Origin of the sequence: uncultured Campylobacter sp. (assembly GCF_937890585.1) — a bacterium.
Taxonomy (GTDB): Bacteria; Campylobacterota; Campylobacteria; order Campylobacterales; family Campylobacteraceae; genus Campylobacter_A.
Genome location: NZ_CALACG010000382.1, coordinates 1 through 11,006, shown reverse-complemented (window position 1 = coordinate 11,006; position 11,006 = coordinate 1). Strand labels below are relative to the sequence as shown.

General features: G+C 37.0%; 11 protein-coding genes. 3 read left to right on the top strand and 8 right to left on the bottom strand.

The features are described 5' to 3' along the window. Positions 1-42: 42 nt before the first annotated feature. The 3 genes from Q0296_RS11230 to Q0296_RS11220 are packed head-to-tail and all read left to right on the top strand — an operon-like array spanning position 43 to position 1,830. Complete coding sequence (locus Q0296_RS11230; protein ID WP_298040631.1) at positions 43-210, top strand: hypothetical protein; 168 nt, start codon at positions 43-45, stop codon at positions 208-210. A 9-nt stretch (positions 211-219) separates the two neighbouring features. After that, positions 220-936 carry a disulfide bond formation protein B gene (locus Q0296_RS11225; RefSeq protein ID WP_298040629.1) on the top strand — a complete coding sequence of 239 codons (717 nt, stop codon included), beginning with the start codon at positions 220-222 and terminating at the stop codon, positions 934-936. Positions 937-945: 9 nt separating this feature from the next. Next, positions 946-1,830, top strand: coding sequence for a hypothetical protein (locus Q0296_RS11220; protein WP_298040627.1), 885 nt, complete (start codon positions 946-948; stop codon positions 1,828-1,830). A 26-nt stretch (positions 1,831-1,856) separates the two neighbouring features. On the opposite strand, the gene Q0296_RS11215 is transcribed toward Q0296_RS11220, so the two are convergent. The 8 genes from Q0296_RS11215 to Q0296_RS11180 all read right to left on the bottom strand — a co-directional run bounded on the left by Q0296_RS11215 (position 1,857) and on the right by Q0296_RS11180 (position 10,891). Beyond that, a complete protein-coding gene (locus tag Q0296_RS11215) occupies positions 1,857-4,565 on the bottom strand; it encodes an ATP-dependent RecD-like DNA helicase (protein WP_298040625.1) in 2,709 nt (902 codons plus the stop codon). Between the two features lie 113 nt (positions 4,566-4,678). Further along, positions 4,679-5,563: an NrfD/PsrC family molybdoenzyme membrane anchor subunit gene (nrfD, locus tag Q0296_RS11210; RefSeq protein ID WP_298040623.1), complete on the bottom strand. Its 885-nt coding sequence runs from the start codon at positions 5,561-5,563 to the stop codon at positions 4,679-4,681. A 10-nt stretch (positions 5,564-5,573) separates the two neighbouring features. Further along, positions 5,574-6,212 (bottom strand): molecular chaperone, encoded by a 639-nt coding sequence (locus Q0296_RS11205; protein WP_298040621.1) that lies wholly within the window; start codon positions 6,210-6,212, stop codon positions 5,574-5,576. A gap of 10 nt (positions 6,213-6,222) precedes the next feature. Next, positions 6,223-6,774, bottom strand: coding sequence for a 4Fe-4S dicluster domain-containing protein (locus Q0296_RS11200; RefSeq protein WP_298040619.1), 552 nt, complete (start codon positions 6,772-6,774; stop codon positions 6,223-6,225). Positions 6,775-6,785: 11 nt separating this feature from the next. Then, positions 6,786-9,077 (bottom strand): molybdopterin-dependent oxidoreductase, encoded by a 2,292-nt coding sequence (locus Q0296_RS11195; RefSeq protein ID WP_298040617.1) that lies wholly within the window; start codon positions 9,075-9,077, stop codon positions 6,786-6,788. Between the two features lie 22 nt (positions 9,078-9,099). Beyond that, a complete protein-coding gene (locus Q0296_RS11190; protein ID WP_298040616.1) occupies positions 9,100-9,993 on the bottom strand; it encodes a hypothetical protein in 894 nt (297 codons plus the stop codon). A 10-nt stretch (positions 9,994-10,003) separates the two neighbouring features. Further along, positions 10,004-10,714 (bottom strand): disulfide bond formation protein B, encoded by a 711-nt coding sequence (locus Q0296_RS11185; RefSeq protein ID WP_298040614.1) that lies wholly within the window; start codon positions 10,712-10,714, stop codon positions 10,004-10,006. Between the two features lie 9 nt (positions 10,715-10,723). Further along, on the bottom strand, positions 10,724-10,891 hold the full coding sequence (locus Q0296_RS11180; protein WP_180995799.1) for a hypothetical protein: 168 nt from the start codon (positions 10,889-10,891) through the stop codon (positions 10,724-10,726). Positions 10,892-11,006: the final 115 nt, after the last annotated feature.

The window sequence follows — 11,006 nt, the reverse complement described above, 5'->3', positions numbered from 1 at the left end:
GTATATTTTAATAAATATTAAATTTCATAGAAAGGATAAAAAATGGAATTTTTAATGGTTTTGATGTTTTTTATCGCTGGTCTATTTTTATTGTTTAGGCCGGAAAAAAAGCAGGCTGTAATGGGGTTTGGTATTGCTGGAATGGTTGTGCTTATTGTGATGATGGCATGGGTAAATAAATTTGCCGTTTTGCCAATGGGAAATTTTTAGGAGCAGGCAATGAATAATGAAAAATTTGCATGCTGGGGTGATGACGAAAAGAGATTTTTCAATCTCTTTGCAGCTGCTGCCATTGCGTTGATCGCACTTCCTGTTGGCATTGCGTGTCTGATACTTGGATTTGGCATGGGCGATAGCCCTTGTATCATGTGTTGGCATGAGAGATTTTGCATGGTGGCGATCTCTTTTATGGCGCTTATCGTTGTACGTTATGGCTTTAAGGTTAGGTATCTGGTCACAATCCTCTTTTTAGCGTGCCTTGGGCTTTACGACGGTTTTTTGCATTACAGCCTAGACGGCACAGGCGGCGGATATCTTGATATAAAGCAAGGCTTTGGACTTGAAATTTTAGGCGCTCATACGCAGTTTTGGGTTGTTGTAGTACACTTTTGTGTCATTATCTTTTTAGGTGTTATTTTGATGCTTGGTAAAAATGTTGGCAAGATCATGCAAAATAGCGAAGAAAACGCATACGGAGTTGTTTTACCAAATTTCTTATTGGGAAAGATAGCTGTGGCTGTTTTTGTGGTCATTATGGCATTTAACTGCATTCAAGCTTTTATAACAGCTGGCCTACCACCATATCTAGCATCAGCTACGCCTTCTCGCATGAGCGCTGATCCTTCTAAATGGTTTTGGGAGCTTGATCACTGGAATGAACATGAGATAGACTTTCGCGAAAGCTGGAATCCAAAACTACCAAATTTACCAAAGTAAGGATATGGAATGAAAATTTTAAATTTAATAACACTTTGCACTTGCTTGGCATTTGGTGGAGAGTTTGATCTAAATGCAGCAAATGGTGCAGTTACAAATCTAACTCCACTAAAAAAAGCTGGACAAATAGAGCTAAAACTAAATAATAGCAATCCAGTTACAGGTCTTGACTATGATGAGGAGAGCAAAAGTTTTTTGGTCGGCACACTAAAATTTGAGCTTTACTCTATGGATGAAAATTTAGATCAGATAAAAAGCTATCTAAGAAGCACGCCTGATTGGATCATACAGATGGAAGATACGGTTGGTGCAAGCTTTTTTAAAGGTTCTCTTGGGCTGATTAGCTATAACAAAACGTATGAATTTTTCAAATTTATGCCAGATCAAAGCAAGGATGATGCAAATAAGGCGTGGAGATATTTGCATGATGGCTATGATAAATTTAGCCTTGATTTTAAGGACCGATACTACACAGTTCGTGCAAAACAGCAGTATATCCTCTCTTGGGATCACTCTGACTTCTATGGCGAATTTTTTATAGCAAGCGTGCCAGATGACATAAAGCAAAGTTGGAGTATTGCTAGTTTTAGTGATAGCGATAACCTTTTGTCTACAGAATTTATTCCGAGCTTTGATGAGAGTCTTGGCGTAAAAGAGGGCAGGGAGATAAATGACTACTATATCACAGGAATGGATGCGCAAGGCGAGTTTGTTTATCTGCTCTCAAAGCAATACTCAAGTATCCTAAAGCTCGATCCACGTAGCAGAAAGATCGTGGAGGTTTATAGCTTTGAAGGTACGAGCGATGCCCATGCGCTCGCTATTAAAGAGGGCAAATTCTACGTCGCATCCAGAGAGGACGGTGTGAATAAAATTTTTATTTTCGAGAGATAAAATTTAAGCCGTCTTGCGGGCGGCTTTTATTTCTTTAATTTCTGCAAAAAATCAATATCTTTATTGCTGTTTCTTTTTTTAAAGCTTTCTAAAATTTTCTTTTCGACTTCCGGCGACCAATATATTTGTAGATTTTCCTTCGCTCTGGTTATTGCTGTATAAAAAATATTATGCGTTATCATTTCATCAACTTCGCTACTTATTACTACTTTTACGGTTTTGTATTCCAAGCCCTGTGCTTTATGAATTGAAATGGCGTATGCCACATGGAACGGCACGATAGTTTCTTCATCATTATTTTCAGGATTCCCCTCCTCATCAGCCGTTCCGTATTGATTAACATAAAATTTTATCACCGATTTATCGCTATTCTCCAATAACTCAAAATCATACTTTTGTGCATCTAGTCCAGTTATTGATTTTTCAAGTTCGATGCTAAACCAAATTCGTTTTTCTGCAAGCTCAATATTAACAATTTTTCCTTTCATATTATTGTAAATAAGCGGTTTAAATCTTTCTACCTCATTAAACAAAATGGGATCGCCGATCTTATATCTATGAAGACCCCATTCTACAGCTTTTGCTTTATTGGTTTCTTGTAAAATAGTATTTAGGTTATTAATACCATATAATCCATCGTAATTAAGACATAAAACAATCTCATCATCACTAGCTTCAAAACTTAAATCTTCTAATTTTTGCGAATAGCTTTCTCTTTGTAAAATTTCACTAATACAATCACCAAAACTTCTTACTTCACCCCAGAGTTTTAAAAGTTTTTTGTCTTTTGTTCTATATGTTTTTTCTAATGTAAAAGTTGCTTTATTAAGAAAACTCTGAGCGGTTTTAAACCAATTGCCAAATGATATCGCTTCTATCTGATATATGTCTCCTACTAAAAGAATGAGCTCAAACTTTACTTTATTGAGTACTTTTTGCATATCATCATTGCTTATTGTACTACATTCATCGATAATTAGAACATCGCATTTTGTGTCTGTACCCGCTATTAATTTAGCGACTGTTTTAAATTCACTATTTAGGCTCGCAGTAATACGTCTTTTTAAATTATCTACAGCAGTATTTGTATTGGCTAAAAATATTTTACTATTTTCTTTAAAAAATTGTGATACGTAATCGATTAAAGTCGTTTTGCCAGTACCGGCTGCGCCATAAATCAAGGCGACTTTTGATTTCTCAAATAGATTAATAACAATATTTTCTTTTTCTTTATCATCAATTAGCGTCGAATTTTTCTTTATCCACTCTTCTGCAGAATTTGAGTAGTTTTGAATACCGCTCTGTGTCAATTTGTCAAGCCCATCAATAATTTCGATAGATTTTTCGACATATTCTTTGATATAAAAGTGACTTTGAAATTCCTCAATTCTCCTACCAGTATGCCCTTTTGGATTCTTTTCGTTTCCTGTCCATAATTTTGAGTTAAATTGAGATCTTAGATTATCTATATTGTTGAAATTAAATTCCTTTTTATCAACAAACAGGCTTCCACTATTTTCAATCCTACTTTTTACTGCTCTAGCAAATAATTCATGTTCTCTTCCACTTGTATCTATACATTCTAACAAATCATAAAAGTTAGGATTGTGATTTATTAAAGATGTAGCAAACGGCATTTGCTCAAATGGGAGGCATTTTGAATTTAACTCCAAATTTGACAAGCATCTATCTTCATTGTTTGGAAGCTGCTTTTTTATTACTTGATTACGTAAGTTGTGTAGTAAATACCTAATTGTATTTCTACCATCTTCGGTAACTGCCTTTGCCTTATCTAAAATATCAAAAATATGCGAAACTTGTCCTTTAGAAATAATGTTTCTTTTTATATCTTGGTAATCATAGCCATCAATCAAATCGACTAAGCTAATTTTCTTCCGTGTCAAAAATTGCATTAATTCTTTATATTCGCTTGTTCTATTTATTTTTTGACTACATTCAAAAATCTTACCAAAATTTTGCAGTTCAGCTGGTCTAATAGAAACTTCCCAACTGTCAATGATTTTTACCTGCAGTGATTTGTTTAGAATTTCTATATTTTCATTACGAATCCATAAATTGACAGCATAATTATCAAAAATTCTAAATTTACAAAATGCAATTAGTTTATCAAATTTACTAAAATTATCTACTGCATTAACAAATGTTACTTCATAATACATTTGTCCTTTTACAATAAATGGCTTTATTTTTGTTATGTAGTAAACACCGTTTTCTTTATAATAATTATTTAAAATACCCTGATTTTCTAGTTTCTCTGCAATCTTTTCATAATATTCCATAAATTTCTTATCTAAATTAAGCGGGAATTTGTCAAGATTTCTAAGTACTTCAATCTTATATCGCTCTCTTAAAAAATTTTTACACTCTACCAAATACATAAAATACTTAAGCATTAAACGTTCAGATGAATTTTCAGTAAGTGTATAATGCGAGACAGATTTATCTAAAAAATTATGGAAACGAATTAAAAAAGTAAAATTTCCGCCCTTTGATTTGATGTATTTAATAGCATTTTCATTAATTGTCTGCTGATACTCATTAGTATCTATTTTTTCTTCGCCGGAGTGAATTTTTTGAAAAATATACTCTACTAAATTTCTAAGCTGAGATAAGATAACTTGACTAACGAATCCTCGTTCATCACACAAGTTATTATTTGCAAGATTTTTATCTATAATTTCACAAGTTCTTAATATTTGGTCCTCAAAATCCATGTTTATTCCTAAATAAAGTATTTACGTATTTTATCGAATCTTTTAAAAATATTTTTAAGATATTTTAAAAGGTCGGACTTTCATCCGACCCAAGTATCAGAAAAAGGGAGAAACTAAAATATATATACCGCGCCAAGCACGATAAATGCTCTTAGGCAAAAACCGCCGATTAAAACACCATATTCATTATATACACAGCTTTTGATACCCTCGCTGCATCCGCATACTGCTCCGTCTTTTGTTACACCACATCTTTGTAGCATAAATTTACTGCCACCAATTAGCGGTAGTACAAGACCAAGCACTATAAAGCCTATCCAAAACATCGGTGCTAGAGAGCCTGATACTATTTTAGTTATGCTAGCCATGCCAGCAGCTTCGTTTCTAACGCTTGCAAATAGCATCAATAGGGCAAAAATTTCAAGTGCCACCAAAATAGTGTGAAATTTATGCAACTCATGGCTTAAAACGCCACCACCACTTAGCACAGATATAGCGTTTGCGCTAAGGCCTGTTGATATGGCTGAGATAGTAAATAGTATCGGTAGCCATATGCTTGCCCAAAGTGGGATCGCTTTTACTACATATAAAAGTAGTCCAGTATATCCCATCACTCCAAGCGCTAGCATTGAGCCAAAGCTAAGCATCATATCGCAAATTTTAGCGCCTTTTTTGACTTGTAAAAGCACGAGTACGCTAACTATTATGAAAAATGTTAGAAGATATGTGCCGATACTCATTATAGAAACTGGTCTTGTGTAAAGACCTATGATCTTAGCTGGATTGATCGCTGCGCTTGGTGCTAGGTCAAATAGCAAAAGTGCAGTTCCAACTATAACCGCTATTGGCGCGAGCAAAAATCCAAATTTGTAAAATTTCTCATCTAGTTTGCCCAAAAAGCCTTTGTAGGCTAAAGCCGAGCACAAAAACGCCCCAGCACCTAAACCACCTAAAAAGAGATATATGACTATGAGCCATCCCCAAGTTGTTTGTTCCATTATCTATCCTTTAACTCTTAAAAGTTAGAAGAGCTCTTGACTGCTCTATCTCGTTTTCAAGATATAAATTTAAAAAATCAGCAAAGCTCACATAAGCTTCTAAATTTGTAGCTTCCTTACAGCGAGAGCTAAATTTATAAAACCACTCAAACGGATGAGTGCGGATGAAGTCATATTTTTTATGTAAAATTTCATCCACTTTCTCTTTTTCGTCTGCTTGTAAGGCATTGAAGCTTAGAAAGTAAAGGTATTGCAGCTCGTATCCGATGAAATCATCTGGAAATTTATCAAACTGCTCTTTACTAAGCTTTAGACCAGAGCTCTCATAAAAGCTTCGCACCTGCATGGTCTTTTCACCAAACATCGTTTTATAATCAAAATAAACCGACTCGTATGGCTCGGCCTTTGGGTGTCTTGGCCCTACAAAAAGCCTGTTAAATTCATATCTTAGCTCGTCTAGTAAATTTAGATCATCTTTACACTTATTTAGCCAAAGTATGAAGTCGTGATTTTTAAATTTATCACTAAAATTAAGGCTTAGGCTTATGAGCTCATCTAAATTTTGCTCTCTAAGCTCCACTAAGAAAAATCGCCTTAAAAAGTCTTCAACACTAAGGCTAACGCTAAGCTTTTCTTTGACCTTATCCATCTTTTACTCTTTAGTGTATGAATTCATTTCGCTTCATTCTTGGATAAAAGCGGATGTTTGGCTTGGTAAAGAAGTGTTTAAAGCCTGGCATCTCTTTTTGCATACCAGCGCTGTCGCTGACGTTGCTATCAACTAGTTTTAGTACTCCACACGGACAGCCCGCCACACAAGCTGGCTCTTCGCCACGCTCAAGTTTTTCAGCGCAGAGGTTGCACTTTTGAGCTTTACCGTCCTTGCCTTTTGTGATAGAGCCATAAGGGCAAGCCATCAAGCAGTATCCACAGCCTATGCACTTATCATGAAGTGGCTGTACGACACCATTTTCTAGCTTGATATATGCCCCAACTGGGCAGACATCCATACAGGCAGGCTCATCGCAGTGGTGGCAAGAGTGAGTTATAAAGATCTCTTTTTCTATGCTATCTTCATGTATCATAAGGCCATCAACATGTCTCCAGTTTATATCTGGATCTTGGTTGTGATAGACTTGACATGAAATTTCACAAGCCTTGCAGCCTATACAAAAGTTATAATCAAATAAAAATCCTTGTTTTCTTTTCATCTTAGACCCCTTTACATCTCTTGTTTAGCTGCTTTTTTTACTTCGCAAAAGCTAGCTGTATAGGTTGAGCCATTTCCTAGGTCACTAACGCCATCAGAGCAAAGTATATTTGCCCCAGTTCTTGATTTTGTCACTTTTACCCAGATGTTGTTCCACGCATAGACTATGCCTGGGTTCATTTGATTTGTCTCGACTGCTGTAAAGACGGCTGTTCCTTTTTCGTTCGTTGCCTCAACTGTGTCTCCGTTTTTGATACCGCGAGCCTCCATATCTTCACGTGTCATAAATAGCTCAGCATTGCCTTTAATGATAACCCTTTTTAGGATATAAGGCATATTGCCCCAGTTTGAGTTATCTTGGAGCTGAGTACCTGGCGTCATGAAATAAAGCGGATATTTTTTGAGATAGTCTTTACCAAATTTATTGCTCTTTTCATAGTAGTCCCAGTCAGTTTCAAGGTCTATTACTGGATGATATCCTGCATCTTTAAAGGTTTGTGAGTAAAGCTCGCATTTTCCACTCTTTGTACCAAATACTAGTTTGTCTTTTGGTGCATAAGGGTAGTACGGGAACTGATCTTTCATCGTTTCAGGCGTTCTAAATGGTTTGATCCAGCCGACTGATTTTAGTTTTTCATAGGTGATGTTTTGTTTTTTGGCAAATTCTGTATCCAAAAAGCGTCTGCAAACTGTTTCGCTATCCCAGTTAAAGCACTCTTCTGTATAGCCCATCGCTTTTGCAAGAGCGTTGAAGAACTCTAAATTTGTCTTAGCTTCGCCAAGAGGTTTTACACTTTGAGCGTTGTAGCATACGTATCCAGAAATTTGGTCGTTTTGGATATCCTCACTCTCCATAAATGTAACACCAGGTAGCACATAGTCAGCATAGTCGCAAGTATCGATATCATATGGATCAAGAACAACTAGGAAGAAGTCATCGTCCATTATGCGTTTTTTGATCAAATTTGTATTTGGCGCTGTTACCATTAAATTTGAGTTGTAGTTGATACATGCTCTAATGACAGTGTTTATAGGCTTGTCAAGATATGTTGGATTTTCTTTTTGTATGCCTTTGCCAAATTCTATATAGCTTACTTGCTGTCTTTCTATCTTTTTGCCATCTTTATCTTTTGGAGATAGGTCTGGCATACAGTTGTCGAAATTAAAGCAGCCTTTTACATGCACATATGCCCAAAAGAGTCCGCCACCAAGCTTTGTCAAGGAGCCAGTTAAAACTGGTAAAAATGTAACCGCACGAACAAGTCTTGCTCCGTTAAAGTGTCTTTGTCCGCCGTCGCCGTGCATGATAGCTGGTGCTTTTGCGTGAGCGTACTCTCTAGCAAAGACTTTTATCTGATCTACACTTGCTCCGCACATCTCAGACAGTTCGCCATAGGTGTAGAGTGAGCACTCGTGCACTAGATCTTCAAAGCCTGTTGTATATTTTTCTACAAATTCATGATCATATAGATCTTCTTCTATCAAAAATTTGCAGACCGCTAGACAAAATGCAGGATCACTAGATGGTTTTAGCTGGATAAACATATCAGCTTGGTTTGCTAGTGGAATTCTTATCGTATTTATAACGATGATCTTTCCGCCTCTTTTTTTAACGCGGTGAGCAAATCTTATCCAGTGTACGGCCGTATAAGCTTCGTTTGATCCCCAGCTGATATACATATCACTCTCATCGATCTCAAGTGCATCTTTTGAGAAGTCAGTACCTATAACGCTAGGAGTGCCTGCGTATCTTGGCCAGTCACAAGGGTTTCTAACAAGCCTTGTAGCTCCATATTTTTCAAAGAAATTTCCCGGTGCAATAGTTTTTGAGATATGTCCTTCGTTGCCAGAGTAGACAAACTCAGTCAAAGCCTCTCCGCCAAATTTCTCTTTTATCTCAGTTAGCTTTGCAGCTATCTCTTTTAAGGCTTGATCCCAGCTTATCTTCTCCCATTTTCCCTCGCCTTTTTTACCGACTCTTTTCATAGGGTGCATGATGCGGTCAGCGTTATATAGGTGCATGGCATAGGTGTGACCCTTGACGCAGACTGTGCCTTGCGTTAGAGGGTGTTTTGGATCTCCTTTTATGCTTACCATTTTGCCATCTTTGATCTCAGCGATCATCGAACAGGCATCACGGCAGTTTCTAGGACAGGTTAGGTAGTGGTACTCTACATTTTCCTCGTTCTTATAGGATTTTGGTCTAAAATCCACCTCAAATTGCTCCATACCAAATAGGCTAGGAGCTGTTCCAGCTGCTGCCAGAGCTGCTCCGGTGCCTTTTAGGAAAGAACGTCTTTGCATGTTTTCTCCTTAAATTTGATGGCTATTTCATCTCAAAGATAAAAACTTTATTCTCTTTGCCTTCTCGTGAGAAGATGTAAAATTTATTATCTTTGATCGCTAATGCTCTTGGGTTATTTACCCCACTAAAACTAAATGCCTCGTCTATCTCTTTGGTGGTCAAATTTAACTTTAAAATAGTTGAGAAATTTTTGCTTAAAAGATAGAGTGCATCAGGCTCTGCGTCGATGCCAGTAATATAATAGTTGTTTAAATTTCTACCCTCTTTGAGCTGTAAATTTGCTCCTGTTTTTGGCACAAATTCTTCTAAGATCATCTTATCGTCGCCGTCAAATATAGCGACACTCCAGTAGTCTCTAACGTCATTTGGCACGCTAGCTGTGAAAAATTTATTCTCACTTTCTAGGTAGTCCCAGCCCAAGACATACTGCTGTTTTGATCTGATGGTAGAAAATCTGCCCTTGTTACCAAGGTCATTTAGCTTCCACGAGTCATATCCAGCCAATAGGTGCCTCCACTGGCTATTTTGCTCGTCTTTGCTGAGGTTGCTAGCTGGCTCATAAAAGACAAAAGTCTTGTTGTAGCTTATCATGCCAAGCTCATTTTTATACCAGCTAGCTCCAACTGTTGCTTCCATTTCCATTATAAAATGGCGGTCATGTTTGGCGTAGCTAACTGGCTTTAAATTTTCATCTGCGATGTAAAATTCGCTGTCGTTTGAGACAAGAGCGAACTGCTTTTTGCCCTCATCATAGTCAGCTCCAGTTATTGCATTATCATTTTGCAAATTTAGAGTGAGTGTACCTTTAAGGCCTAGCTCTTTTACGTTTTGGATAGCTCCATTTTTGCTATCCATGTCAAAGCTAAAACCAAAAGCAAGGCTTGCTAATGCGATAAAAAATATTAGCTTTTTCATCTTTTACTCCTTACTTTGCTAGGTCTGGAAGCTCAGGGTTCCAGTCAAATCTAAAGTCAAGCGAGCTATCCCAGTGGTCTTTTTCCCAGAACCATTTTGAAGGATCGATGCTCATTCTAGGTGGTGTGCTAGATCCTAGATATGGCGGTGGACCAGAAGCTATAAAGGCTTGAACGCAGTTTACAAGTATGATCACGATAAAGACCAAATTTGCAAATTTGCCAAGCGGTAGGTAGCTTAGAAAGTCGCCATATTCGCCATTTGAGCTTTTTTGCATTATAAGGCCCAAATTTTTGCTAAACAAAAATATAAGAGCTAAAAATATGATCACACAAAAATCAACAACCATAACCCAAAACTGAGTGTGGGCACCTAAAATTTCAAGGCCAAAACCTTGTTTGATGTCAAGATAGCCTCCAAATGTTCCATCTAGGCTGTAGTGGATAAAGCCATTAAATATGCCCCAGCAAGCCATTAGTAAAAGTGCTGCTAGATAGCCAGGCTTTAGTCCGTACCTGATGATGAAAAGCGCTATTAGGCTAATAGCTATCATCGTGATCCTCTCGGCCCAGCACATTATGCAAGGGTTATCACCTAGCCCAAAGCCAAGCACTAAGCAGGCGATACCAACTGGAAGTGCCACAAGAGCGGTGATGGCTAGTGACATAAGGTTGAAAAAGCCTTGTTCGTTTGCTGGGATTTCATTTTGTTTCGTTTGCATCTTGCCCTCCTAAAAGTTGCCTATTGGCAAGACTACCCATAAATTTACGTAAAATTCTAGTGCAACTAGTATCACGCACCCTAAGGCCAAGCAGGACGTTGCTACTTTTTTCATCTGCGGCTTTATGTATAGGATAAGACCGCTTATCAAAAATAGCGTCAAAATTAGAAATTCCATTTTGAGCTCCTTTTTCGTTAGTTTTTAAACTCTAAACATGTTTATATGAGAAAAATAATATAACTATATTTATTAAATTTAGTTTAAAATATATATTTTTATAGCTAATTTTTAC

Bases quoted from the DNA above. Each gene is read 5' to 3' on its own strand.
- Q0296_RS11230 (WP_298040631.1), top strand. From the start codon at position 43: ATGGAATTTTTAATGGTTTTGATGTTTTTTATCGCTGGTCTATTTTTA.
- Q0296_RS11225 (WP_298040629.1), top strand. From the start codon at position 220: ATGAATAATGAAAAATTTGCATGCTGGGGTGATGACGAAAAGAGATTT.
- Q0296_RS11220 (WP_298040627.1), top strand. From the start codon at position 946: ATGAAAATTTTAAATTTAATAACACTTTGCACTTGCTTGGCATTTGGT.
- Q0296_RS11215 (WP_298040625.1), bottom strand. From the start codon at position 4,565: ATGGATTTTGAGGACCAAATATTAAGAACTTGTGAAATTATAGATAAA.
- nrfD (WP_298040623.1), bottom strand. From the start codon at position 5,563: ATGGAACAAACAACTTGGGGATGGCTCATAGTCATATATCTCTTTTTA.
- Q0296_RS11205 (WP_298040621.1), bottom strand. From the start codon at position 6,212: ATGGATAAGGTCAAAGAAAAGCTTAGCGTTAGCCTTAGTGTTGAAGAC.
- Q0296_RS11200 (WP_298040619.1), bottom strand. From the start codon at position 6,774: ATGAAAAGAAAACAAGGATTTTTATTTGATTATAACTTTTGTATAGGC.
- Q0296_RS11195 (WP_298040617.1), bottom strand. From the start codon at position 9,077: ATGCAAAGACGTTCTTTCCTAAAAGGCACCGGAGCAGCTCTGGCAGCA.
- Q0296_RS11190 (WP_298040616.1), bottom strand. From the start codon at position 9,993: ATGAAAAAGCTAATATTTTTTATCGCATTAGCAAGCCTTGCTTTTGGT.
- Q0296_RS11185 (WP_298040614.1), bottom strand. From the start codon at position 10,714: ATGCAAACGAAACAAAATGAAATCCCAGCAAACGAACAAGGCTTTTTC.
- Q0296_RS11180 (WP_180995799.1), bottom strand. From the start codon at position 10,891: ATGGAATTTCTAATTTTGACGCTATTTTTGATAAGCGGTCTTATCCTA.